This is a genomic window from Amphritea sp. HPY (genome assembly GCF_050870985.1).
Classification (GTDB): domain Bacteria; phylum Pseudomonadota; class Gammaproteobacteria; order Pseudomonadales; family Balneatricaceae; genus Amphritea.
In genome coordinates this window covers 4,524,059-4,547,838 of sequence record NZ_CP194015.1, presented here as the reverse complement: position 1 = coordinate 4,547,838, position 23,780 = coordinate 4,524,059, and the positions used below count along the sequence as shown (strand labels likewise).

Sequence of the window (23,780 nt, the reverse complement as noted above, 5' to 3'; positions counted from 1 at the left end):
AGATGACACTGTCTGCTCCCTTACAACAGGCACTCACGCTGCCGCCGCTATCGCTGTATATCCATATCCCATGGTGCGTGCGTAAGTGCCCTTACTGCGACTTTAATTCCCATGCGCTGACCGGCGAGCTGCCCGAGCAGCGCTATATCGACGCCCTGCTCAGGGACCTCGAAGCAGAACTTCCCGGAGTTCAGGGCCGCACTATCGAAACCATATTCATCGGCGGCGGTACCCCCAGCCTGTTTAGCGCTGCAGGTATCGACCGGATACTTCGCGGCGTAGCCGACCTGACCCCGCTCAGCCCGACCGCCGAAATCACGATGGAAGCCAATCCCGGGACCTTCGAACAGGAGCGCTTTGCCGGTTTCCATACCGCCGGGGTCAATCGACTGTCGATCGGCATCCAGAGTTTCAACAGCGAGCAGTTGCAAACTCTCGGCCGCATCCACAACCGGGATGATGCGCTCCTGGCTGCCAGCAAAGCCAGAGAAACCGGCTTCGATAACTTCAATTTAGACCTGATGCACGGTCTGCCCGGGCAGACCCCGCAACAGGCGCTTGATGACCTGCAGCTGGCGATCAGTATGCAGCCGCAGCACTTGTCCTGGTATCAGCTAACCATCGAACCCAATACTGAATTTCACAGCAAACCACCACAACTTCCGGAAGATGAGTCCCTTTGGGCAATACAGGAACAGGGCCAGGCCCTGCTGGCAGCTGAAGGTTATACACAGTATGAGATATCGGCCTATAGCCAGACCGGCAAGCAGGCACGGCATAACCTGAATTACTGGCGCTTTGGTGACTATATCGGGATCGGTGCCGGCGCCCACGGAAAAATCACTTATCCACAGCAGAATCGAATTCAGCGCCGCTGGAAGCAGCGTCAGCCTAAAGCCTATATGGATGCTCTATCAACACTGAGTGGCGAGCAGAATATCGGGCTGGATGAACTGCCGTTTGAGTTTATGATGAACGCCCTACGACTGACTGATGGTGTTGAGTCCGAACTATTCACTCCACGTACCGGGCTTGGCCTGCAAAGCATAGCTCCTGTACTAAGCAAAGCCCGCAGCCAGGGTCTGCTAGTCGACGATCCGGCACGTATAGCGCCGACGGAACAGGGCCGACTGTTCCTGAATAACCTGCTGGAACTGTTTCTAAACGAGTAATTTTCTTATAACAGCGCAAGAATCGGGTGGCTAACAACTAAGCTAACCTGCAAAACTAAGAATCTGTCAGCAAAGCCAAAGGCGGAAAGCAGATTATGTCTGAACAGTTCGATCCCAAGCAATATCAGATAGTTGCCTGTGCAATTCGTTATATCCGTGACAACGCCGCGAACCAGCCAGAGCTGAGAGAAATCGCCGCAACGGTCGGTCTGAGTGAGCACTATCTGCAGCGAACCTTCAGCGCCTGGGCTGGTATTTCACCGAAGCGTTTTCTGCAATACCTGACCAAAGAACATGCTAAACAAGCACTACAGCAGTCCTCTGATACTCTGAGTGCCGCGCTGGATGCAGGGTTGTCCGGCAGTGGCCGCTTGCACGATCTGATGATCAGCTGCGAAGCGATGACCCCCGGTGAAATAAAGTCCGGCGGCCTCGGTGTCACCCTGAACTATGGCATAGCATCCACCCCCTTCGGCCTCGCCCTGTTTGGCTGGACCGAGCGCGGCCTCTGTTATCTTGCCTTCCTCGACGCAGACAAGGACGGCAGATTACAGGAGCTGTTCAATCAGTGGCCTAACGCCAGCACTGCTGAAGATAATCAGTATGCGGATTTACTGGCCAGGAAGATATTTCCCGGCACGCCACAACCGGGCAAACTCCACTTGCTGCTGCGCGGTACCAATTTTCAGATCAAGGTCTGGGAAGCCCTGCTTAACACTGAACAAGGGCAGTTTTTGTCCTACTCCCAGCTGGCGGGTATCGCCGGCTCGCCTAAAGCTCAACGAGCAATTGGCAGTGCAGTAGCCGCCAACAATATCGGCTATCTTATCCCCTGCCATCGGGTGATCCGGGAGACTGGGGAGAGCGGAAACTATCGCTGGGGTGCAGAGCGCAAGCAGGCGATACATCTTTGGGAGAATGGATCGAAATCAACTTCAGAGAAATAATAATCCTTACCTGTTCATAATACGAACGATGCCCACAGTCCCTGTATCATTAGAAAAGGTACATAGACACACCTTTACCTGTACTCGACGACCATCATGTTCTCTGCTATCTTCTGGCCAGATTTATTTTCAAGCGATACCAGCTTACGCGCCTTTTCCATCAGCGCACTAGCCAGGGTATGAAGATGAAAATAAGCAAGTTAAAAACGAACCCGATGATTCAACAAAAATTTGACCGATCTCCCGGCTAACGACCTCCTAACGGCATATCCTGGACAGATTCGAACTATTATTCAGCAGGGGCTGGCATGGATATATATGTTATTAACCTAAAAAAAGATACCGACAAGAAAGAATATATTCGAAAGCATTTCGAAGAAAAGGGGATCTTTCATTATGAGTTCATAGAAGGCGTATACGGGAAAGACCTAAGCCAAAAAAAACTTGACGAAGTTTACGACCCTGATCTGGCAAAAAAATACTGGGGGCGAGAGATCCTGGCAAATGAGATAGGCTGCGCTCTCAGTCACTTGAAGATTTATAGAAAAATCATTAAGAACGGTTCGAAAGGCGCTTTTATTTTTGAGGATGATGTTTTTATCAAGGAAGACAACATCATGAAACTCGTTAATGAGATCGAAAGCCATAGGTACAAAGAAAATCCTATTATTCTTTTCTCATGGCTTGACTCTTTTTTCAGAAGAAGAGTTATATGGAACATTAACAATCACACATGCGTCGAAGGTTACTCATCTGATCTGGCTTGTTCTTATTATATTTCTCGAGAAGCCGCTGAAGTTATGCTCCTTGAGTTTGAAAAAATAAAAGCGCCTATTGATGCCTGGAGCAAATTACGCAAAGAGAATAAAATATCCCTATATGGTTTAACTTCTTCTTTCGTAGCACCTGCTGATTTTGCAGAAGACAAATCAAGCATAAGCGATGACAGGCAAGATGCTTTCATGAAAAAAAAGCCCCTATACAGTCGTCTATGGAAAAAAACAAGATCAGGTATCGTCAGGACAACAACTAACTATCTTATTGATGTTGCCTTCGGCATTAAACACTCTCCTCCACGCTGAAACGGGGAAATTACATTATTAGATCAAGAGAACTGAATAAAGAATAAGATAGAAGAATTACTTTTTTACTCTTGTAAAAAGTATAAAACCAAAACAGACTTTATTCTCAGCACGGAGCTTTAAGATAAAATAGAACCTACAATCCTGAAAACAATTCAATTATATTTTATATGTACTGAGCATAGTTCAGTTAAGTTTACTGGTGTTATAAATGAAAATTTCCATTGTTTGCGCCTTCAATCCCAACAGAAATACCGGAATGTATACTGTTGACAAAGCCGCATTAGATTTTTTTAAGAACCTCCCCGATGCAAAATTATCGTTCTACACCATCGGCGACTTAAGCCAGTTTGATAGTGGTGAAAGTGAAGAAACGATAAACTACATGTCATTGCTGGACAACTATGAATCATTTATTTCATCAGACCGTATCGTCTACTGGGGTGATTTTTTACATTCATACACATATTGGATTAACGACCTGATCCCCCGGATGTTAGCACATAAAGTATCCAGCAGCTTTGACGAGTCTATCGAACACATATACAAAACAATCCTTTTAGAAGGTGCTGAAACTTCAGTGTTAAATAAAGTTGTTATTTATGGTTCCACTATGCTGCCTGACGATTCGACAGTTCTTACAGAAGATAGATATTTCTCCGGGATTAAGCGATTACTGTCGCATTCGAGAGGCGTGTTTTTCCGTGACGCACTTTCCAACGCTAAGTACTCATTTCTTGATAGTGACCGGTCTATGTATGGCACTGACTGCGCTATATTAAACTCTAATACTTACCCAATCAGCACAAAAATCAATAATAAAGTTGCTGTTTACTTCGGAAGGTCTGGTCGACTAGAGCGTCTTAAATTTTTGACCTTCGCCTATTTTGTAACCAAAAAATCAGGCAAAAAACCAAAATGGGTACAGTGGTTCCCTCAGAAAAATCGAGACCGTATTTTTTCCTACCTTTTGTCTGGCAAAGTTAGTCAAGAACAACAGCAACCATCCGACATAATACAGAATCTTTATTCTTATGACTTTGTAATAACAGATGTTTATCATATGGCCGTAAACTCATGGGCCAGAGGAATCCCTGCCATTTTAATAGGCTATGGTGCAAAACATGACAAAGGAACGCTAGGTAGTAAGAAAAAGGAAACCTTATATGCACAGTTTTTTTTACAAAAATTCTATGTCTATTGGGAAGACTTATCACTTTTCAATTTTCACAAAACGATAAAAGACGTTTGTTCAACATTAGAGAACAAAAGTACTATTAAAAAATTAAACGACATCATACGGGCAGTCGCTTTAAAATCATCCTTACGCCTTAAACAATGTTTTTTGGAAGATTAATATAAGGATTTTTTCGATTTATTTCATACATTATGCTTAATATGTTTTTATGTTAAGAATTGATTTCATTGTTAAATAGCACTTAATCTCACTTTAATGACAGCACATCCATTAAAGTGAGAGATTTTCAAATATGGCAGTGAGTCATGCTTACTGCTCTCTTACTTCAAACCTGATTTCGGTGATGATTCAGCCTGTAGGGGATCCCATAAATCAGTCAATTGATGGATATTTGTACGGATGTCATAGCGCCTGGCATTTTCAAAACCTCGCTGCCGCATCTGTTCGGACACAGGCTTCTTAACGATTTCAACCAGCTCTTCAACTGAATCATATAAAATAACAGCGCCATCAAGATATTCTTTCAGATCAGGACGGAGTTTTCTCATACAAACACCGACTCCGGATGCCTGGGCTTCAAGCAGAGTCAGTGGTAAGCCAACCGTTGCAAGCTCAGGGTCAGCGGTATACACCATCCATTGCATATCTTTTAGTTTTTTTGCAACTTCATAGTGTTGAATCGGTTCATGCATCAGAACTGGATTTCCCACAGCATTATTCTTATTATTTATATCCTCCGTCAGATACCCCAATGAATAAAGGTGAAATTTCCGATCAGGTACCAGAGTTGCTAAGTGTATATAATCTTCAAACTTCTTCTTTGGCAAGCAGGCACCAACATTAACAATACCTTGGCCATTAGATGATTGATCGTTAAAAAGATCATAAGCAAAAACCGGCCCGGACTCGACAACCCTTTCGGGTTTTACGCCAGCCGTAATCAGCTTTGGTACAGCATAAGGAAAGGCAAGCACACCCAGGCACAATGGATGGTTCACCATCTTGATATATTTACGGACCTTGGCCGGAACCGGGCCACCAAGAATCCGTTTATACCAGCGAGCCGGTTTCCACAGGGTATCAAATGAATGTGAACGAATGGTAAAAGGAATATTGAGTTCCTTTGATAGCCTGAATACTCTTTCCAGCTGAAAGTCTATCCAGTGAGTATGTATAACATCTGGCTTAAACTTCTTAGCAAAATTCAGGATATCATCATAGTTATTTATCTCATGAAATGGATGCGGTTTTTCAAAAGCGTAGTTAGCCTTGTTGATCGATATAATCTCAAGATCATACTGACTAGCTAATGTTTCTATTTCTACCTTGATATATGTCTCAGAAATTTGTGGATATGCAGCAACGATATATAATACTTTTTGCTTAGTCATTTACTCCCCCTTACGGACCTTATTCATTCTTGTTGACACCCATATAAGGAAAGATAAAATAACGCTGTTTTTTCTTCTCATTTTATAGAATGTTTTTTTCGACCTTCCTTCGAGCGGAATATTATATTTGTCGGCTATTCGTTTCCAAATAACCTTGCGGTCATCGGTTGTTTGCAGCTTATCAATTTCTCGCCCCCCCCCTGGCTTTGAGCAGTCTTTTGGATTTAAGCAGCTTATGGAATCCACAACAGCCACCTTATATTTTAAATCATCGCCCATACTATCCATAAACCAATAGTCTGTGCCCCAGCCTTTCAAGGCGGGGTCAAACACATCCAAAAAATCCAGAAGTTTATCAGTTCTGAAAAGGGGGCATGTCATCTCGATGAAATTACAATACCTCATATAGTAACCCGGAGTCTGCCGGGTTATACGATGGCTTATTTTTCCATGTTCATCAAACGAAGGCTGCAATGCCCAAAGATTGTATTCTTGTTGAATTTCAAACAGCTCATTTATCTCTTCCGTTGATATTTCTATATCATCATCCATAACAAAGATTGCTTTATACTGCTGTAAAAATCCTGGGTTACTTGTATATAGATCGTGCAGGTTGGGAAACTTTCCGTCAGATCGACGGCAATAGAACGGGCTTACTTCTTCATAAAGCGAGCCCTTTTCACCATAATAAGTAATCCAAAGATCAAAATTTGGTTTACCTTTAACCCATTCCTTTAAGTTACTATTATTTCCTGCTGATGTAAAAACAAGAAAATCATGTTCACTCTTAACGTTATTCACGACCATTCCCCGGGCAATATCCTTTTACAAACAAAGAACTACATCTTCACAACAAATATACAACATTTAACATATACTTGTGAGCATTCACATTTCAAGTCACAACCTTATTCATCGCCAGATTACGTAGAGCTTCAGGGCAATGTTTTCTTAAAAAACCAACATTCTCGCAAACTCTGCCCAAAGTCAACGCAACTTGTAAGCATCAATTTTTCCAAGAATACGCTTCCCCCCTACCTCCTAAGCAACTGTTTTGTATCAACTAACAAGCTATTACCAATTCTAGCAGAACAGATATCGTTCACTACACTGCATAATTACCGCCTTTTACCGTTTAAATAGCGGCTAATCTTGCTTCTGTCAGTTCAAAACAGTCATGGATTGAGTCTGTTAATGAGCCTCGCTATGTGAGACCATTAGGACATCAGCATATACATCTTCGACAACTGAAATATCAAGCCCTTTATACACTGAATAATTTATAAAAACCTTGTCAACTCTTATACTTTCCAATCTGACAAGCAATTCCTAAAAGGATACCCATGAACATTTACGTCATTAATCTTAAAAAAGATACTGACAAAAAAGACTATATAACAAAGCATTTTAAGGAAAAAGGGATCCTTAATTATGAGTTTATAGAAGCTGTATATGGGAAAGATTTAAGTGAGGAAGAACTTCAAACTGTTTACGACCCTGACCTCGCAAAAAAGTTTTGGGGACGCGAAATCCTGGCAAATGAGATAGGCTGCGCCCTAAGCCATCTAAAAATTTATAAAGAAATCATTCAAAGCGGATCAAAAGGCGCCTTTATCTTTGAAGATGATGTCTTTATTAAAGAAAATAACATTATGGACACTATCAATAAGATAGAAAGTCACAGCTATAAACCAAACCACGTCATCCTTTTCTCCTGGCTTTCGTCATATTATAGAAGAAGGGTTATATGGTCGCTAGGAAATGCTACATGCGTAGAAGGTTATGCATCTGACTTAACTTGCTCCTATTATATTTCTCGAGAAGCGGCGCAAGTTATGCTGATTGAATTTAATAAAATTAAATCACCAATAGATGCATGGAAAAAATTACGAAGACATAAAAAAATATCACTTTATGGATTTGTAGAACCACCCATAAGACCTGCCGACTTCGCAGAAGAACAATCAAGTATCAGTAATGATCGAACTGAATCCTTTAAACGGAAAAAACCAATTTACAGTCGTTTATGGAAGCTAACAAGGACAGGAGCTGCACGAAAACTGAATCACGCCCTTGTTAATTTATTACTAGGCATAAAACACCAAAAGCCTCGCTAAGACGGGATCTCATGGTAATGCCGTTATTTAAGATAATAAATGGAATCTGATAAAATTAATTCACCCGAAGCTCAACTAGCGCCTACCCTGCCCCATAACCGCCAACAACTCCCAGACTAATCGCCATCTGGATCAGTTCCGGCAGGGAGTGTGCCGTCATCTTGTTCATCATATTGGCTCGATGACCTTCTACGGTTTTACGACTGATACCGAGAACATCCGCAATATCCTGATTGGCTAATCCTTTCGCTACTTGCTCAAATACCTGCCGTTCACGCTTGGTCAGCGCTGCATAATTCTTTTGTACTGCCAGTATTTGATGCTGACCCGCGCGGTTTGCCAAATCCTGTTCTAGCGCTTGCTGGACATGATCGAGCAATACCTGGTCATTAAAAGGTTTTTCGATAAAGGTGCGGGCGCCCTGAGTCATGGCGGTTACCGCCATATCCACGTTACCGTGGCCGGAGATCATAATCAGCGGGATATCGATATGGTATTGCGGTAGTTTTTTCTGCGCTGAAATACCACTGAGTCCCGGCATTCGCACATCCATCACCACACAACCGCTACTACCGGGCGGATAACTGTCGAGAAAATCCTGGGCATTGGCAAAGCTGGTTACGCTTAAACCAACAGATTCGAGTAACCACTGCAGCGAGTCACGGACATCGGCATCATCATCCACTACGTATACTGTCTGCTCTGCCATATTGCCCTTCACTGCTGTGGTTAATTTTCAGGCAGCCATTTACCGATATCTATTCAGCTAGTATCTGTTCACTTAGTACCTCTTCAATTAGTACTTAGCGCAAAGCTGAAAATAGCACCGCCGCCTTCTCGGTTGGCTGCTTGCAGTTGTCCGCCGTGCCGCTCAATCAGAGTCCGGCTTATGGCCAGCCCCATACCCAGGCCATCGGCCTTAGTGGTGAAGAACTGCTCAAACAACTTTTCCGGATCAGCCACCGGTAAACCGGGCCCCTGATCCTGCACCGAAATTATAACCTGATCGGCTTTCACCATAGAAGCGTCAAGCCATACCTTTAGCGAAGTTTCATCGCTGTCACGGTGGCAGGCTTCAATTCCGTTTAACAGCAGATTAAGCAGAATCTGTTCCAGCTGAATCCGGTCGGCATATACCGCCGGTAAAGATTGCGGCAGACGATTCTCAATCTCAACATTATGTCGCCGGGCACTGTTAGCACAAAACTGCAACAGATCATCCACCAGCGGATTCAGTTCCAGCATCTGCCACTTCGGTTCGGTCTTACGGGTAAAGTCCATCATCCGGTGAACGATCTCACCGGCCCGCAACGCGGTACTGCTGATCCGTTCCAGCGGTATGGCAATATCTGCCATCGTGACTGATTGCTCAAGGTTCATCCTGCGTTGAATGCCCCGCACATAGTTTACAACGGCGGTCAGCGGCTGGTTGATCTCGTGGGCCAGCCCGGTTGCCATCTCGCCCATAGTAATCAGCCGTGCAGCATGATCGATTTCCAGCTGATACTGCTGTTTTTTCGCTTCAGCGTCTTTTACTGCGCTCATATCCCTGGCCACGGTTGAATAGTATTCCAACCGGTTATCCAGGGTACGGTGAGCCAGAACCTCCAGCATCACCGGGATAACACATTGCCGGGCCTGGCTGAACATCTCAGCCTCACCCCGCCAGCGTCCCTGATCGAGAGCCTGGGGAAAAGCTTCCTGCTGCAGCAGGGCATAGCTATCCGGCAGAAACAGCTGCTTGAGTAACAATCGGTCATGCTCAGGCACTTCAATACCCAGACATTCGCGAGCGGCCTCGTTGAGTTGCGTAACCCGATGATCGGGCGTTACGAACGCCACCAGATCGCTGCTGTATTCCAGCACCCGGGCCAGCCTGCGGCTCGCCTGCTCAGCATTGATACGCTGACTGGCATCACGGGATACAACGAGAATTTCCTGCAGTTCATCAGTGTCAGGATCACGTATCGAGCGGCTGGTGCTTTCCAGCCATGTATAGTGGCCATCTTTACAGCGAAATCGATAGGTATGGGTGTACAGACCACGCTCATAGCTGACGCTCGGCGAGCGACGCTTGAAATCTTCGACATCATCCGGGTGATACAGTTCATAGGCCGACATGCCGATAATCTCGGCTACGCTATAGCCCAACAGATGGGTTACCGCAGGTGAGGCGTAAATAAAACACCAGTCATCCGGTGTGTGCCTCGAGATCATATCGGTCGACTGTTCGGCCATCTCCGCCAGCAGACGGTTACGCTCGGTTTCTGCGGCCTTGTCGGCGGTGCTGGCCGGCACAACTTCAGATCTATCTTTATCGGGGCGCTGCTTCATTCTGGTATTGCTCTTGTTCTTACTCTTAACAGAGTTATCGGGTGGCTGACTCAATAACATTGATCATCCCCCCGATAGTAACAAAAGCGAACCCACAACGGCGACCTGTACAGTGGCCGACAACACCTCAGGAGTCCTGTTCTTGAGACATAGACTCTGGCAAGAGTTGAGGCATAGGTTTAGGCACAGATTGCTGTATCTGTTGCAGCATATTACGCAGCGCATATTTCTGAATTTTACCGGTTAAGGTCTTCGGTAATTCGGCAAATACAACCCGCTTGGGACATTTGAAATGCGCCATGTTATCGCGGCAGAAATCGATAATTTCCCGCTCCGTCGCCTCATCACCGGGTTTCAGAGTAACCACCGCACAGGGCACCTCCCCCCAATGGTCATCGGGTTGTGCCACCACCGCTGCTTCAAGAATTTGCGGGTGACGATAGAGGGTATCTTCCACCTCAATGGTCGAGATATTCTCGCCGCCGGAGATAATCACATCCTTGGAGCGGTCTTTTACTTCGATGTAGCCGTCCGGATGCCACACCGCCAGATCCCCGGTATGGAACCAACCGCCGGCAAACGCATCCGCCGTTGCGGACGGATTTTTCAGGTAACCCTGCATCATAGTATTGCCACGCATAAAGATCTCGCCCATCGCCTTGCCATCCATTGTGACCGGTTGCAGCGTCATCGGATCAGCAACCATCAATCGCTCCATCCCTGGTGCCCGCACTCCCTGGCGGGCCATTTTGGCGGCCTTTTCCGGCAATGGCAGTTGCGCCCACGCATCCTGAAACGAGCAGAATACACTGGGGCCGTATGTCTCAGTCAGGCCATAGGCGTGCACCACCTGAATCCCGATCTGCTCCATCCCTTCGATAATTGAAGCCGGGGGCGCGGCGCCACCAGTAGTAACTGTAACCGGATGATCGATCGGTAGTTTTACCTCCTCCGGCGCATTGAGCAGCATATTCAACACCACCGGCGCACCGCAGAAATGGGTCACCCCGTAAGCCTGAATCGATTGAAATACCCGTTCTGGTAGCAGATGACGCAGACAGACATGAGTACCCGCAACAGCCGTCACCGCCCAGGGATAACACCAGCCGTTGCAATGGAACATCGGCAGGGTCCAGAGATACACCGCATGGGGCGGCAGGTTCTGCCCCAGAATATTACTCATCGCATTGAGATAAGCACCACGGTGGTGGTACACAACGCCTTTCGGATTGCCGGTGGTGCCCGAGGTATAGTTCAGTGCAATCGGTTGCCACTCATCCGCAGGCGGCTGCCATGCAAAGTTTGCATCCCCTTCGGCTAACAGCGCCTCGTAACTCAGTTCGCCTAACAGTTCACCACCATCAAATTGCGGATCATCCACATCGACAACTAATGGCTGCTGCTGACAGATCTTCAGTGCCTTACTTACTGTTTTGGAAAACTCCCGGTCGGTAATCAATACACTGGCTTCACCATGATCCAGCATGAAACCGACAGTCTCGGCATCGAGCCGTGTATTCTGGGCATTGAGAACCGCACCGATCATCGGTACGGCAAAATGCAGCTCCAGCATTTCCGGTATATTCGGCAGTACCGCAGCAACGGTATCGCCGACACCCACGCCCCTTTTACTCAGGGCCGATGCCAGCCGCAGACAGCGCTGGTAGGTTTCCAACCAATTGCGCTGCAGGTCTCCGTAAATAACGGCGGTCCGCTGTGGATAAACACTGGCGGCACGCTCGATAAAGCCGATCGGGCTCAGCGCGGAAAAATTCGCGCTGTTCTGCTCCAGGCCCATTTCGTACGGATTGTTATTTTTGTTTTCCATACAGACTCCTTTTCGATCACATCAAAATTCTAAAACGTCATGAGCGCAGGCTAGAGTAGGCAAAAGTTAGTGAAAGAGCGCAGTCACTGTCCCCTTGCGGGGTTACTAATGTAAATGAGCATCTTGAGCGAACTTTTAACGACCTATAGCCAAGTCGCAATAGTTTTACTAACGCAGGAATTTCATACTGAAGTCTCTAAACTCCGGCACATCAGAACGCATCATCCATTCAAAGCCAACCATTTCACGGGTGACTATTTTGACGCCTTCTTCGCGCATTCGGGCGATGGCATATTCAGTATCAACCGGGTTACGCGCCGAGATCGCATCAGCGACTACATAGACTTTTTTACCCTGCTCCAGCAAGCGTAAAGCACTTTGCATAACGCAGGCGTGGGCTTCCATACCGCAGATGACGATCTCTTCCCGGTCCATCGCATCGATACGGGCGCTGCATTCAGGGGAATCCGCGCAGGAGAAATAAGTCTTACCAATGAAGTCTTCTGCCGGCAGTAGTTCTTTCAACGTATCGGTAGTTGGTCCGACACCCTGTGGATATTGTTCAGAGCCCAATACAGGAACACCCACTAGCTGAGCCAGCTCCATCAACCAGCGGCAACCCTTGACCAGGTCTTCGCTTTCATACACACCTGGCAATAACTTAGCCTGTACATCGATCACTAGCAGCGCGCTTCGTTCTTTATTAATCAGCATTCTTTATCCCTCGATTCAGACCGGACGACGATCGACCATGTTGGTTGCAACGCCAGCAGCGACGACTTTACCTTTTACCGTACACACCGTTTCCAGTACCACCCTGCGCCGCTCTTCGTTAATTTCCAGCACTTTGGCGGTCGCAGTGACGGTATCACCAATATGTACCGGCGCCTTAAACTTCAATTGCTGATCGATATAGATCGCACCCGGCCCCGGCATCCGCGTACCTAATACTGCTGAGATCAGGGCGGCGCTGAACATGCCATGGACTATACGCTGACCGAACATAGTCTGTTCCGCATACTCGGCATTAATGTGCACCGGATTATCATCCCCGGATACTCCGGCAAACAGCACCACATCAGCTTCTGTGACTGTTTTTGCATAGCTTGCAGTCTGCCCTACTTCCAGGTCTTCCAGATAATAGCCATGTAAATCATGCATTTGAGTGTCCTCTATCATTGTTCTTATTGGTTGGGAATCCGAGGCTTTTTACAAGCATTAAGATTGGATATGCAGTTAACAATAATGGTTTTTACTTATAAAACCAAGTAAAAACCCTTGGTTTTTTCAAGATCATTTGTTAATTTAATTCGCACCTGACAAGAATTCAGTATCAATAACGGGAAATACCGGGGAGCTAATCATGTCGGCACCAGCCAGAAATAGCTTTATAGAGCGAACCCTCAGCCATCTGCGCCTGAACAAACTGCAAAAAGTGTGGCGGGACCAATCCAGCAGTGATCTCAAAATGTCTGAACTTAAGCTCAACCCGGACCTGGAAGAGAGTGATACCCTGCCGCTGATGCAATGGATGGATGCCTGCCTGATCAACGATGGCGACGAGGTCACAGCGCGCAGCCGGGCGGTGATACTCGGCCGTAGCTATCTGGAACTGAATCAGCAGGGACGAATTCGCTTCCTTATCCTGCTTGCGGAACGTTATGACGTTAATCGCGAAGAAGTGGAGCAAAGCTTTCAACGCTGGTATCACGCAGCGGAAGATCAGCGAGCCAGCACTGGAATGGCGCTGCGAGAAGCGCTGGACCCACCGCGGATGCAACTGTTGACCCAGTTTAACGGCCTGCCGGAAGGGGTTAAATTTCTGGTCGATATGCGGGCCGAACTGTTGCAGCTGAAGAAAACTTATCCACAGCTGGCGGCGCTGGAAGCGGATCTGAAACGCTTACTGATCAGCTGGTTTGATATCGGACTGCTGCAACTGGAACAGATCAGCTGGCAGTCCAGCGCCGGACTGTTGGAAAAACTGATCGCGTACGAAGCCGTCCATGCGATACAAAGCTGGGACGACCTGAAAAACCGTCTTGACTCAGATCGCCGTTGCTTCGCATTTTTTCATCCTAACATGCCCGATGAACCGCTTATTTTCGTCGAAGTCGCCCTGGTACAAGGGCTCGCGGATAACGTTCAGGCACTGCTTGATGAGAACGCTCCGATACAGGATATCCACCATGCTGATACGGCAATTTTCTATTCTATCTCCAACGCCCAGAAAGGGCTGGCAGGCATCAGTTTCGGTAATTTCCTGATTAAGCGCGTGGTGGCCCGTCTGCAACAGGATTACCCTCAACTGGAGAATTTTTCGACACTGTCACCGGTACCCGGCTTTTGCCGCTGGCTCAGCGGATTAAACGACTCACAGCTGAAGCAGATTCCTGGCGGCAGGTATTGGAGCCATTTACCCGAGCCTCGTATCTGCGATGAGCATCTGAACCAGCCGGATAGCAAAGAGGCTTTGCTGAAACTGGCCTGTCATTACCTGAACAATGAAAAGGGCCGGGGTCATTTCAGTAAAGACCCGGTCAGCCATTTTCATCTGAGTAATGGCGCGCAGATTGCGCAACTTAACTGGATGGCTGACTCATCAGAAAAGGGCATACAGCAATCCGCCGGTATCATGGTGAACTACCTGTACCAGCTGCCACATATTGAATCCCGCAGTCAGGATTACACGTTACAGGGTAAGGTCGCCCAGTCATCAGCGCTGAAGCACCTGCTCAAAGATTAAACAGACTCATATATCTAAAAACAGACAGTAAATATAAAAACCTAATGGAGACAATCATGACTCAACGTATAGCAGTAGTAACCGGCGCCAGCGGCGGTCTTGGTGAAGCCATGTGCAAAGCGATGTCCGATCAGGGGCACACAGTGGTCGGTAGCTATGTGCCAGGCACCGAAGAGGCTAACCGTAGCTGGCAGGCTAGCATGAAAGAAGCGGGCTATGAGGTGGCTATCTACCCTCTGGACGTCACCGATTACGATAACTGCTGCAGCTTTATCGCAACGGTTGAAAAAGACCTTGGCCCGATCGATATCCTGGTTAACAACGCAGGTATTGCCCGCGATGCGCCGCTGAAACGGATGCAACCGCAACAGTGGCAGGAAGTGCTGCGTACCAATCTGGATTCCATGTATAACATGTGCCAGCCGGTATTCGATGCCATGTGCAGCCGCGGTTTCGGCCGGATTGTTAATATTTCATCCCTGAACGGTGAACAGGGCCAGTTCGGCCAGGCCAACTATTCAGCCGCCAAAGCCGGTATTTATGGTTTTACCAAGGCGATAGCAAAGGAAGGCGCCCGCAAAGGGGTGACTGTAAACGCCGTTTCACCTGGCTTTATCGATACCCCGATGGTACGCCAGGTACCTGAAAACGTACTGGAATCGATTGTTGCAGGAATTCCAGTAGGCCGTCTGGGGCAGCCAGAAGAGATTTCCAGGGCTGTGGCATTCCTGACCGCAGAAGATGCCGGTTATATTACCGGTACTAATCTGTCGGTTAATGGCGGAGAGTACATGAGCTAACGAACCGTTAGTCTGGCTCAAGGCTTTTTACTTACTCAGGGCTTTTAACTTTTAGTTAGCCCAGGGCTATTCGTCTGGTTCAAGGCTGCTACAATCCGCTTATGAGCCAGACAGCTTTCCACCTTACACTAGACCTGCGCAGTTACAGTGCCGAGACGAGCAGCCACCAGCATGATTATCATCAGCTGGTACTGCCGGTTTCCGGCCAGCTGGATATGACCGTAGGTCATCGCTCTGGTCTGGTTTCTTCGCAACAAGCTGCTGTGGTTGTTGCAGGTGAAGATCACGGTTTTTCCGGCTCCCCGGATAATTGCTTTTTGGTTGCCGATATTCCTGACCTTCTGGCACCGGAACTGGAGCGCTTACCCGCATTTATCACGCTGAATCCAGCCCTGAATCAGTATGTGTGCTTCCTGTTCCAACAAATGCAGCAGCAACACACGACTATCAGTAGCCAGCGCCAAATGCTGCTGTTACTTATTCAGTTGCTCCACGAGCAATACGGAGAAAAGACCAGTATTGACCGCCGCATAGCAACTGCCAGGGACTATCTGGATAACAATTTCAGCCAGGCAATCAGTATTGCTCAGCTGGCTACCGTAGCAAGTATCAGCCCACGCCAACTCAGCGAACTGTTCCGCCGTCAGCTGGGCATGACGCCCCAGCAATACCTGATCGAGAAGCGAATGCAGCAGGCCTGGCAACTACTGGAAACTGATAGTTTAAGCGTGCAACAAGTCGCCGAGCGAGTTGGCTATAGCAGCCTCGCGGCATTCAGTGACCGCTTCCGTAAACATTTTGATATCGCCCCCAGCCACTTCCGCCGATCCGGCAAATAGTCCCGCTTTATTGGCAAAGACTGCCATAGCGTACCGACATATTATGCTCGAAGATTATTTTATTTGGATAAGACTATGTCTGCACTTCTTCACACCCAGGTCATACGTGCAACACTGATCGGCTCGGTTTCTATTTTTCTCTGGGGCACTCTGGCCCTGTTAACCAGCCTGACCGAAGGCCGTATCCCTCCCTTTCAGATGATGGCCATGACCTTTGCGCTGGCATTTTTACTGATGAGCCTGAACTGGTGGCGGCAGGGGCATCTGGGACTGAAACATCTGCGCCAGCCTAAACTGGCCTGGCTATTAGGAGTAGGTGGTTACTTCGGTTATCACTTCTGTTATTTCGTCGCGATGACCAAAGCGCCGGTAGTTACAGTCAGCCTGCTGGCCTATATGTGGCCATTACTGATAGTACTATTGGCCGGATTCCTGCCAGAAGAGAAGCGATTGAAGCGTCACCTTATCGGGGCAATACTTGCGCTTTACGGTTGCTGGCTACTAATAGGCAAGGGCAACTCCGGCTTCAATTCTGAATACCTGAGCGGCTACCTGCTGGCCATCTGCTGCGCTTTTATCTGGTCCGGTTATTCCGTACTGAGTCGTCTGGTAAAACAGGTTTCCACCGATGCCGCCGGTTGGTTTTGTGCCGTTACTGCCCTATTAGCCCTGATCTGCCATCTGTTGTGGGAAACCACCCTATGGCCTGAGACCACCAGCCAATGGATCGGTATTATCGGTTTAGGCATCGGACCAGTGGGTATCGCGTTTTTCACCTGGGACTACGGCATTAAACACGGCAACCTCCAACTATTAGGCGTATTAGCCTATTCGGCACCGCTCATCTCAGCCCTGTTATTGGTATTAGCTGGAATGGCCACTGCAGATTCAACACTGGCACTGGCCTGCCTTGCCATCGTCGCCGGATCCCTTATCGCAGGTTACCGAAAACCCCGAACCTGATAATTTCAGGTCTGGTCGCATAGACCCTGAACGCCGGTAACTTCACCTTTCACAAAGCGCTGCCCTTCACAGCGCTTTGCCTTAAAAAACTACCACGTTCAGAACTCATACTCCCTGCCGGGAATTACAGTGTTCAGGCTGTTGTTCAGACACTTTCTTCTCAGACTCTTTTTTCTCGAGCAAGGCCTGCCTGGTAATCTGCCAGGCTGAGGAGAGGAACAGGCCAGCCATGATCCCCGCGACGATCAGATCAGGCCACGCACTAGCCGAATACCAGACACCGGAAGCAGCCACCAGTACGATCAGATTTCCGATCGCATCGTTGCGGCTGCAGAGCCAGACCGAGCGAACATTGGCATCGCCATTTTTATAGCGCATCAGCAGCAGAACACTGAGCATATTGGCAACAAATGCCGCGATAGCAACGCCACCCATAGTGAATGCATCGGGGCTGCTCATTACAAAAATCCGATATACCGTACTGCCGAACACCCACAGTGACATCAGGATCAGGCTGAGACCTTTCAACAGTGCAGCATTACTGCGGATTGATACCGCTTTGCCAATCGCCCAGAGCGAGACTCCGTAGCTCAGGGTATCACCCAGAAAATCCAGAGCATCGGCCTGCAGTGCCTGGGATTGAGCCGCAATACCGGCAACCATCTCGACACCGAACATCACGCCGTTGATCCCGATGATCAGCCAGAGTATCCGCTTGTAGGCCGGATCCAGTCCGGTAAACGTAGTGTTGCCGCAGCAGTGGGACATGAAAAAAGCCTCTATAGTTTCTTAATTGATAAGGAAACTATAAAGTCTCTAGTAACTAGAGGTTCAAGGCTTAATTTAAAAAATGTCAAAACACTATTCCATCGGCCAGTTATCAAAACTAACCGACTGTAAAAGCACGACCATTCGTTGGTACGAAGAAAGAGGCCTGCTACCGGTAGCGAGCCGTAGCGAGGGCAATCAAAGGCGCTATACAGAGCAGCACCTGATGATGCTGCGCTTTATCCGTCATGCCCGGGCGCTGGGTTTCGATCTGGCGGCAATAGAACAGCTACAAACACTCTGTAGCTGTTGCGTGGATGATCACCTTGAGGCTGACCGGATAGCAAAACAACATTTAGCCGATGTTCAGTATAAGATTCGCCAGCTTCAGGCGATGGAAACAGAACTGGCGCGGATGATTGAAAGTTGCAACTATGATGATGAGCACCAGTGCAAGGTGCTCGAAGTATTGGCGGATCACTCGCTGTGTAACGACGAGCACCACTGAGCTGTCTCAGAGTCGACTTTAATGCGCCACACGCTCAACAAGTGAGTCTATAGCCTCTGTCTGTTGTGGCGTGATCCACTCGGCGGCTTGCATTACCTGCTGTAGCATATGTTCGAAGGAGTAACGCTGACTCGGTGGTAGCGCCAGGGTAAGCCCTTCGCCCTCTTTGGGCAGCATTACGAACTTGACCACTTTGCCTTCGGTCTTGACGTCTACCCGCTGCACCAGAACACCCTCTTCTCCCAATGGATAGAGGCTGGCTTCTGCCTGAAAAGGTGTAGCAAAATCGGCTTGCTGCACCGCACCCTGTTTTTCCATCGAGCCTAAGGTTTGCTGTTGAGCCGGTGCCAGATGGCTACCACTGTTTTCCGTAGGAAACGCATGTTCACCAAACAGCTTATGCATGCGCAACGCCAGACGTCGGGTCCACCAGGCTCGATACTCTTTACCGTTTTCAGTGGCCCGTATCAGGATCCGGTCTTCCGCCGCATCGTAACTCATATTGATCTGATTATGCCCAATCTGTTCAGCCATACTGAATTCCTACAATGTTACCCGGGACGAAGCCTGCCCAGCGATTACATTTACTGCCTCTGGAATAGCGCTAAGACAACTGACATCCTGATCGGCGGGTTCACCATCAGGCCATTTACGATTATCCAGATTTACCCAGATCGTCCACAGACCGGCATGCTTCGCCCCTTCAATATCATGGTGGGGATTATCACCAATATGGATTACCTGTTCCGGGCGCAACTGATTCTGCTCCAGCATCTGTTCAAACATTAGCGGATGAGGCTTTTCTTTACCCACACCATCGGCATTGAGGGCAAAATCAAAGAGATCGCCCAGCCCCACCCGGTTTACATCAGCGTTGCCATTACTCAAAGCGCCAATGGTATAACCATCCTGCTTGAGCTGTTCCAGCATAGCCCTGGCATGTTCGAACAGTTCAACCTGGTTGCGGGCTTCAATAAATACTTCAAAGGCCTGACTGGCAAGTGCTGCCGCCTGATCCTCTGGATAGCCTGCTTGTTCCAGGCCAATTTCAAGTTGTTTAACACGGATCAGCGTGACGCTGTGAGAGATCTCTGGAAAACGCTCCAACGCTTGTCGCTTGAGTTCATTAAAATCATCCAAACGATGGCACTTTACAAATAGCTCGGCGTTATCACTGAGCCAACTGTAGAGTGTTTTATTCGCTTGTACTATTACCGGATCAACTGCCCACAGGGTGTCATCCAGATCGAACGTAATGCACTTAATCATGGTCTTTATCTTTCTGTTTATGGGCTCTTGGATGAGCCTTATCGTATACATCCATCAAATGCTGGAAATCGAGATGGGTATAGATCTGGGTTGTCGATATATCGGAATGCCCCAACAGCTCCTGTACCGCTCGCAGGTCACCACTGGATTCCAGCATATGGCTGGCAAACGAGTGGCGTAATCTGTGTGGATACACTTTACCCTGAGTATGCTGCATTTTACCGAGTCGGTCGATCCGTTGTTGCACACTTCGGGTAGTTATTCGGGTGCCACGCTGACTGACAAACACTGCCATTTCATCCAGCTTAGCCATACTATCCCGCAGGTCCAGCCAGCGATCCAATGCCTGCATCGCCTTACGGCCGATAGGCAGCATCCGGGCTTTGCGCCCTTTACCGGTCACCCGCAGGCTGGAATCGTACAGATCAAGATCGTTCAGATTCAGGCTGACCAGCTCTGATAAACGCAGGCCTGAGGAATAGATCATCTCCATCATCGCCAGATCACGGCATACCAGAGGGTCGCCACCATCGGGGGCATCTAACAACTGGCCGACCTGATCGGCATCCAGCGTCTGAGGCAGTTTACGGGGACTCTTTGGCGCCTGAATACCCAGCGCCGGATTCTGCTGAGCCAGCCCTTCCCGATTGAGAAATTTGTAGAAAGACCGCACCGCCGACAGCACCCGCTGGATACTCTTACCAGCCAGCCCCTGACGATGAATAATGGCAACAAAGCCCCTGATATGGCGCGCATCAACCTGCTGCCATTGACTGTTATCCGGGGTAAACAGCTGACAATCGATAAGATAATCCTGCAGACGCTGCAGGTCGCGCTGGTAATTGCTCAGAGTATGTGGGGAAAGCTGGCGCTCGCTGCCCAGGTAGTTGAAGAAGCGTACCTGGGCTTCATCGACGCTGTTCACCGTTTCAGACCTGCTGGTCCTTTAACAGACGGGACAATACCCGGCTCAGAACCTGGCCGATATAATCCAGGAACAAGGTTCCCTGATTACTCTGAAAATAGGTAGGATCGAAACTGCCGATTGCCAGTAAGCCTAAAGTTTCACCTTTAACCAGGGGCACCGCAGCGGCAGATTTAACTTTGAAAGCCTGCTCGCGGAACAGGAACTCATTCTGCAGCTCACTCAGGCTGCCGCAGCTGGTCTGCGAGCTATCGGCCAGAGGTTGAATTGCAGCGGCATCGTCCTGCGGCAACAAACGCAGATTGCTCTGCTCTGCGGTTGTTTTACTGAACAGAACCAATGAGGTGGTGTCGCTGTGAAAGTCCTGACACAGGCTCTCATCAACCGCGACCGCCACATCATCCAGAGTTTCAGCTTCCAGCAATGCTACGACCATCTTCTTAGTCTTAGTAAACTGGATATCATTTTCCCGGGCAACGCCGACCAGGTCTCCCAGGTAATCATGCAGCTCGCGGTTCTTTTCCCGCAACAGGCTGGTCTGACGCTCTACCAGAGAAACCGTATTGCCACGCTGATGGGGCACATAGAGTTTTTCCAGCAGCTGCTCATTGCCGGTAAAGAAATCCGGATGGGCCTTCAGGTATTCAACTACCTGAAGCTCAGTAACACTATTATCCGTCATAGAAAGATCTGCCCCTCGTATACCGTAGTTGCCGGTCCGGTCATAACCAATGGCTGACCGACACCGTTCCAGTCTATCTGCAATGCACCACCGGGCAGCTGCACTGTTACACCGGGATCAAGTAACCCCCTTAACTGGCCCGCGACAACAGCGGCACAGGCCCCAGTACCACAGGCCAGGGTTTCTCCTGCGCCACGTTCGAAGACCCGCAAGCGAATTGAGTTACGATTAACGATCTCCATAAAACCGATATTCGCTTTCGCAGGAAACTTAGGGTGGGCCTCCAATTCGGGACCCCAGCTTTCAACCGGGGCAGTATCGATTGAATCTACCACCAGCACACCATGAGGGTTACCCATTGAAACAGCACTGATCTCAATGGTCTGTCCTGCCACATCAATAGGATAGGTTGCCGCCTGCTGATCCGCACTGAACGGAATCTGCTGTGGCTCCAATACTGGCTGACCCATATCGACCACCACCTGACGATCTTCAGTTATTGTCAGGTAGATCGGACCTTTCTGGGTTTCTACCGCAACGGTTTCTTTCGCCGTCAGGCGCTTATCGCGCACGAACTTAGCAAAACAGCGGGCACCATTGCCGCAATGTTCAACTTCGCTGCCGTCAGCATTGAAGATACGGTAACGAAAATCCATATCCGGGTCGCTCGGTGGTTCAACGATCAGCATCTGATCAAAACCCACCCCGAAGTTACGGTCCGCCAGTTTCGCTACCAGCGCGGAATTAACCTTCACCTTCTGGGTGATAGTATCCAGCACCAGAAAGTCATTCCCCAGACCATGCATTTTTGTAAATCTAACTAACATAACTCTCTCAGTAAGGCCGGGTCGATATGGACGACACTTTTGCCTTAGTTTAGCGGTTGCCTTCTTAGCTTTGCCTTTTAGCGGGCCCTAGTAAAAAAGGATTCAACCGGGTAACACTTTCTCGCCACGCAACTGATCAACCACAGTTTCACGCTTACGGATCAGGTGCGCCTGATTATCGTCGACCATGACCTCAGCGGCCCGGTTTCGGGTATTGTAATTGGAGCTCATAGTGAAGCCATAGGCTCCTGCAGAGCAAACCGCCAGCAGGTCACCTGGTTCAATATTCAATTCCCGGTCTTTACCCAGGAAGTCTCCGGTTTCACATACCGGGCCAACAAGGTCATAGCTTCGGCTTTCACCTTCATCACGTGCCTGTACCGGAATAATCTCCATGTACGCACTGTAAAGTGCCGGACGGATCAGGTCGTTCATTGCCCCATCGATGATGGCAAAGTTCTTGTGATCGCCACACTTCAGGAACTCAACCTTAGTGATCATGATACCCGCATTGGCGGCAATCGAACGGCCAGGCTCAAAGATCAGTTTCAGCGGACGATCACCCAGCTTTTCAACCACTGCAGCTATGTACTGCTGCGGAGACGGCGGTACTTCATCGGTGTAGCACACACCAAGGCCACCACCCAGATCCAGGTGCTTAATAGTAATACCATCAGCAGCCAGCTTATCAATCAAAACCAACAGACGATCCAGCGCATCAATAAACGGATCGATCTCGGTCAGCTGAGAACCGATATGGCAATCCACACCCTGCACATCGAGATGACTCAGGCTGGCAGCATATTTATAAATACGGGCAGCATCTTCTATCGCCACGCCAAACTTATTGTCTTTCAGTCCGGTCGATATATACGGATGAGTACCGGCATCGACATCCGGATTCACCCGCAGCGAGATCGGAGCAACCTTACCCAGTTCTGCGGCAACCGTATTGAGTCTGTCCAGCTCAGCTTCGGATTCGATATTAAAGCAGTGGATACCCGCTTCCAGTGCCCGGCGCATCTCATTCTCACGTTTGGCTACACCTGAGAAAACCACTTTCGATGGATCGCCGCCCGCTTTCAGGACCCGCTCAAGTTCGCCTTCCGAGACGATATCAAAGCCAGCACCCAGTCGCGCCAGTACATTCAATACTGCGATGTTGGAGTTAGCTTTGACCGCATAGCACACCAGCGCATCACGGCCTTCCAAAGCCTGGGCATAATCCAGATAAGCCCGTTCCAGGCTATCCCGGGAGTAGATATAAGTTGGCGTACCAAATTCTTCCGCTATTCGGCTTACCAGTACTTCTTCGGCACACAGGCGGCCGTTACGATATTCAAAATTATCCATCGAAATATTCTGATCTTATTAAATTCTGTTA

The 23,780-nt window shown here is 48.6% G+C and carries 24 protein-coding genes; 10 read left to right on the top strand and 14 right to left on the bottom strand.

Going from position 1 to position 23,780, the window contains the following annotated elements; genetic code table 11:
* Window positions 1–2 precede the first annotated feature (2 nt).
* The 4 genes from hemW to ACQUQM_RS20175 all read left to right on the top strand — a co-directional run bounded on the left by hemW (window position 3) and on the right by ACQUQM_RS20175 (window position 4,558).
* Window positions 3–1,172, top strand: a complete 1,170-nt coding sequence (hemW, locus tag ACQUQM_RS20190; protein WP_432471666.1) for a radical SAM family heme chaperone HemW — start codon at window positions 3–5, stop codon at window positions 1,170–1,172.
* Window positions 1,173–1,267: 95 nt separating this feature from the next.
* Window positions 1,268–2,119 (top strand): methylated-DNA--[protein]-cysteine S-methyltransferase, encoded by an 852-nt coding sequence (locus tag ACQUQM_RS20185; RefSeq protein ID WP_432471665.1) that lies wholly within the window; start codon window positions 1,268–1,270, stop codon window positions 2,117–2,119.
* Window positions 2,120–2,427: 308 nt separating this feature from the next.
* Window positions 2,428–3,201, top strand: coding sequence for a glycosyltransferase family 25 protein (locus ACQUQM_RS20180; RefSeq protein WP_432471664.1), 774 nt, complete (start codon window positions 2,428–2,430; stop codon window positions 3,199–3,201).
* Between the two features lie 211 nt (window positions 3,202–3,412).
* Window positions 3,413–4,558, top strand: coding sequence for a hypothetical protein (locus ACQUQM_RS20175; RefSeq protein WP_432471663.1), 1,146 nt, complete (start codon window positions 3,413–3,415; stop codon window positions 4,556–4,558).
* Between the two features lie 161 nt (window positions 4,559–4,719).
* Here ACQUQM_RS20175 and ACQUQM_RS20170 read toward each other — a convergent pair whose 3' ends face one another.
* Both ACQUQM_RS20170 and ACQUQM_RS20165 read right to left on the bottom strand, forming a co-directional pair.
* On the bottom strand, window positions 4,720–5,790 hold the full coding sequence (locus ACQUQM_RS20170) for a hypothetical protein (RefSeq protein WP_432471662.1): 1,071 nt from the start codon (window positions 5,788–5,790) through the stop codon (window positions 4,720–4,722).
* On the bottom strand, window positions 5,791–6,591 hold the full coding sequence (locus tag ACQUQM_RS20165; protein WP_432471661.1) for a hypothetical protein: 801 nt from the start codon (window positions 6,589–6,591) through the stop codon (window positions 5,791–5,793).
* 542 nt (window positions 6,592–7,133) lie between these two features.
* On the opposite strand from ACQUQM_RS20165, the gene ACQUQM_RS20160 reads away from it, so the two are divergent.
* Complete coding sequence (locus tag ACQUQM_RS20160) at window positions 7,134–7,907, top strand: glycosyltransferase family 25 protein (protein ID WP_432471660.1); 774 nt, start codon at window positions 7,134–7,136, stop codon at window positions 7,905–7,907.
* 82 nt (window positions 7,908–7,989) lie between these two features.
* Here the strand turns inward: ACQUQM_RS20160 and ACQUQM_RS20155 are convergent, their stop codons facing one another.
* From ACQUQM_RS20155 to ACQUQM_RS20135, 5 genes are all read right to left on the bottom strand, one after another.
* Window positions 7,990–8,616, bottom strand: coding sequence for a response regulator transcription factor (locus ACQUQM_RS20155; RefSeq protein WP_432471659.1), 627 nt, complete (start codon window positions 8,614–8,616; stop codon window positions 7,990–7,992).
* 83 nt (window positions 8,617–8,699) lie between these two features.
* Complete coding sequence (locus ACQUQM_RS20150) at window positions 8,700–10,301, bottom strand: PAS domain-containing sensor histidine kinase (protein ID WP_432471658.1); 1,602 nt, start codon at window positions 10,299–10,301, stop codon at window positions 8,700–8,702.
* Between the two features lie 67 nt (window positions 10,302–10,368).
* Complete coding sequence (locus tag ACQUQM_RS20145; RefSeq protein ID WP_432471657.1) at window positions 10,369–12,069, bottom strand: acyl-CoA synthetase; 1,701 nt, start codon at window positions 12,067–12,069, stop codon at window positions 10,369–10,371.
* Between the two features lie 168 nt (window positions 12,070–12,237).
* Window positions 12,238–12,783 carry a hydrolase gene (locus ACQUQM_RS20140; RefSeq protein WP_432471656.1) on the bottom strand — a complete coding sequence of 182 codons (546 nt, stop codon included), beginning with the start codon at window positions 12,781–12,783 and terminating at the stop codon, window positions 12,238–12,240.
* A 15-nt stretch (window positions 12,784–12,798) separates the two neighbouring features.
* The gene (locus tag ACQUQM_RS20135; protein WP_432471655.1) at window positions 12,799–13,230 is read right to left on the bottom strand and encodes a MaoC family dehydratase; all 432 of its coding nucleotides are present in this window, start codon (window positions 13,228–13,230) and stop codon (window positions 12,799–12,801) included.
* 202 nt (window positions 13,231–13,432) lie between these two features.
* Between ACQUQM_RS20135 and ACQUQM_RS20130 the strand changes: the two genes are divergently transcribed.
* The 4 genes from ACQUQM_RS20130 to yddG all read left to right on the top strand — a co-directional run bounded on the left by ACQUQM_RS20130 (window position 13,433) and on the right by yddG (window position 17,417).
* A complete protein-coding gene (locus ACQUQM_RS20130) occupies window positions 13,433–14,815 on the top strand; it encodes a malonyl-CoA decarboxylase (RefSeq protein ID WP_432471654.1) in 1,383 nt (460 codons plus the stop codon).
* Between the two features lie 56 nt (window positions 14,816–14,871).
* The gene (phbB, locus tag ACQUQM_RS20125) at window positions 14,872–15,615 is read left to right on the top strand and encodes an acetoacetyl-CoA reductase (protein ID WP_432471653.1); all 744 of its coding nucleotides are present in this window, start codon (window positions 14,872–14,874) and stop codon (window positions 15,613–15,615) included.
* Between the two features lie 101 nt (window positions 15,616–15,716).
* Window positions 15,717–16,454, top strand: coding sequence for a helix-turn-helix domain-containing protein (locus ACQUQM_RS20120; RefSeq protein WP_432471652.1), 738 nt, complete (start codon window positions 15,717–15,719; stop codon window positions 16,452–16,454).
* Window positions 16,455–16,529: 75 nt separating this feature from the next.
* Window positions 16,530–17,417, top strand: a complete 888-nt coding sequence (gene yddG / locus ACQUQM_RS20115; RefSeq protein ID WP_432471651.1) for an aromatic amino acid exporter YddG — start codon at window positions 16,530–16,532, stop codon at window positions 17,415–17,417.
* 105 nt (window positions 17,418–17,522) lie between these two features.
* On the opposite strand, the gene ACQUQM_RS20110 is transcribed toward yddG, so the two are convergent.
* On the bottom strand, window positions 17,523–18,185 hold the full coding sequence (locus tag ACQUQM_RS20110; protein ID WP_432471650.1) for a cation transporter: 663 nt from the start codon (window positions 18,183–18,185) through the stop codon (window positions 17,523–17,525).
* Window positions 18,186–18,267: 82 nt separating this feature from the next.
* Between ACQUQM_RS20110 and ACQUQM_RS20105 the strand changes: the two genes are divergently transcribed.
* The gene (locus ACQUQM_RS20105; RefSeq protein ID WP_432471649.1) at window positions 18,268–18,693 is read left to right on the top strand and encodes a MerR family transcriptional regulator; all 426 of its coding nucleotides are present in this window, start codon (window positions 18,268–18,270) and stop codon (window positions 18,691–18,693) included.
* An 18-nt stretch (window positions 18,694–18,711) separates the two neighbouring features.
* Here ACQUQM_RS20105 and ACQUQM_RS20100 read toward each other — a convergent pair whose 3' ends face one another.
* The 6 genes from ACQUQM_RS20100 to lysA form a co-directional block, all read right to left on the bottom strand.
* Complete coding sequence (locus ACQUQM_RS20100) at window positions 18,712–19,227, bottom strand: hypothetical protein (RefSeq protein ID WP_432471648.1); 516 nt, start codon at window positions 19,225–19,227, stop codon at window positions 18,712–18,714.
* Between the two features lie 9 nt (window positions 19,228–19,236).
* Window positions 19,237–19,962 carry an HAD family hydrolase gene (locus ACQUQM_RS20095; protein WP_432471647.1) on the bottom strand — a complete coding sequence of 242 codons (726 nt, stop codon included), beginning with the start codon at window positions 19,960–19,962 and terminating at the stop codon, window positions 19,237–19,239.
* Window positions 19,955–20,887, bottom strand: coding sequence for a tyrosine recombinase XerC (xerC, locus tag ACQUQM_RS20090; RefSeq protein WP_432471646.1), 933 nt, complete (start codon window positions 20,885–20,887; stop codon window positions 19,955–19,957). Before xerC ends, ACQUQM_RS20095 begins: the two co-directional genes overlap by 8 nt.
* 4 nt (window positions 20,888–20,891) lie before the next feature.
* A complete protein-coding gene (locus ACQUQM_RS20085; RefSeq protein WP_432471645.1) occupies window positions 20,892–21,569 on the bottom strand; it encodes a DUF484 family protein in 678 nt (225 codons plus the stop codon).
* Window positions 21,566–22,396: a diaminopimelate epimerase gene (gene dapF, locus ACQUQM_RS20080; protein WP_432471644.1), complete on the bottom strand. Its 831-nt coding sequence runs from the start codon at window positions 22,394–22,396 to the stop codon at window positions 21,566–21,568. The genes ACQUQM_RS20085 and dapF overlap by 4 nt, the downstream gene beginning before the upstream one ends.
* 102 nt (window positions 22,397–22,498) lie before the next feature.
* Window positions 22,499–23,749, bottom strand: coding sequence for a diaminopimelate decarboxylase (lysA, locus tag ACQUQM_RS20075; protein WP_432471643.1), 1,251 nt, complete (start codon window positions 23,747–23,749; stop codon window positions 22,499–22,501).
* Window positions 23,750–23,780: the final 31 nt, after the last annotated feature.

What these genes read in the sequence shown, in the direction of transcription:
- hemW (WP_432471666.1), top strand. Translation starts at nt 3, where the DNA reads ATGACACTGTCTGCTCCCTTACAACAGGCACTCACGCTGCCGCCGCTA.
- ACQUQM_RS20185 (WP_432471665.1), top strand. Translation starts at nt 1,268, where the DNA reads ATGTCTGAACAGTTCGATCCCAAGCAATATCAGATAGTTGCCTGTGCA.
- ACQUQM_RS20180 (WP_432471664.1), top strand. Translation starts at nt 2,428, where the DNA reads ATGGATATATATGTTATTAACCTAAAAAAAGATACCGACAAGAAAGAA.
- ACQUQM_RS20175 (WP_432471663.1), top strand. Translation starts at nt 3,413, where the DNA reads ATGAAAATTTCCATTGTTTGCGCCTTCAATCCCAACAGAAATACCGGA.
- ACQUQM_RS20170 (WP_432471662.1), bottom strand. Translation starts at nt 5,790, where the DNA reads ATGACTAAGCAAAAAGTATTATATATCGTTGCTGCATATCCACAAATT.
- ACQUQM_RS20160 (WP_432471660.1), top strand. Translation starts at nt 7,134, where the DNA reads ATGAACATTTACGTCATTAATCTTAAAAAAGATACTGACAAAAAAGAC.
- ACQUQM_RS20155 (WP_432471659.1), bottom strand. Translation starts at nt 8,616, where the DNA reads ATGGCAGAGCAGACAGTATACGTAGTGGATGATGATGCCGATGTCCGT.
- ACQUQM_RS20150 (WP_432471658.1), bottom strand. Translation starts at nt 10,301, where the DNA reads ATGTTATTGAGTCAGCCACCCGATAACTCTGTTAAGAGTAAGAACAAG.
- ACQUQM_RS20145 (WP_432471657.1), bottom strand. Translation starts at nt 12,069, where the DNA reads ATGGAAAACAAAAATAACAATCCGTACGAAATGGGCCTGGAGCAGAAC.
- ACQUQM_RS20140 (WP_432471656.1), bottom strand. Translation starts at nt 12,783, where the DNA reads ATGCTGATTAATAAAGAACGAAGCGCGCTGCTAGTGATCGATGTACAG.
- ACQUQM_RS20135 (WP_432471655.1), bottom strand. Translation starts at nt 13,230, where the DNA reads ATGCATGATTTACATGGCTATTATCTGGAAGACCTGGAAGTAGGGCAG.
- ACQUQM_RS20130 (WP_432471654.1), top strand. Translation starts at nt 13,433, where the DNA reads ATGTCGGCACCAGCCAGAAATAGCTTTATAGAGCGAACCCTCAGCCAT.
- phbB (WP_432471653.1), top strand. Translation starts at nt 14,872, where the DNA reads ATGACTCAACGTATAGCAGTAGTAACCGGCGCCAGCGGCGGTCTTGGT.
- ACQUQM_RS20120 (WP_432471652.1), top strand. Translation starts at nt 15,717, where the DNA reads ATGAGCCAGACAGCTTTCCACCTTACACTAGACCTGCGCAGTTACAGT.
- yddG (WP_432471651.1), top strand. Translation starts at nt 16,530, where the DNA reads ATGTCTGCACTTCTTCACACCCAGGTCATACGTGCAACACTGATCGGC.
- ACQUQM_RS20110 (WP_432471650.1), bottom strand. Translation starts at nt 18,185, where the DNA reads ATGTCCCACTGCTGCGGCAACACTACGTTTACCGGACTGGATCCGGCC.
- ACQUQM_RS20105 (WP_432471649.1), top strand. Translation starts at nt 18,268, where the DNA reads ATGTCAAAACACTATTCCATCGGCCAGTTATCAAAACTAACCGACTGT.
- ACQUQM_RS20100 (WP_432471648.1), bottom strand. Translation starts at nt 19,227, where the DNA reads ATGGCTGAACAGATTGGGCATAATCAGATCAATATGAGTTACGATGCG.
- ACQUQM_RS20095 (WP_432471647.1), bottom strand. Translation starts at nt 19,962, where the DNA reads ATGATTAAGTGCATTACGTTCGATCTGGATGACACCCTGTGGGCAGTT.
- ACQUQM_RS20085 (WP_432471645.1), bottom strand. Translation starts at nt 21,569, where the DNA reads ATGACGGATAATAGTGTTACTGAGCTTCAGGTAGTTGAATACCTGAAG.
- dapF (WP_432471644.1), bottom strand. Translation starts at nt 22,396, where the DNA reads ATGTTAGTTAGATTTACAAAAATGCATGGTCTGGGGAATGACTTTCTG.
- lysA (WP_432471643.1), bottom strand. Translation starts at nt 23,749, where the DNA reads ATGGATAATTTTGAATATCGTAACGGCCGCCTGTGTGCCGAAGAAGTA.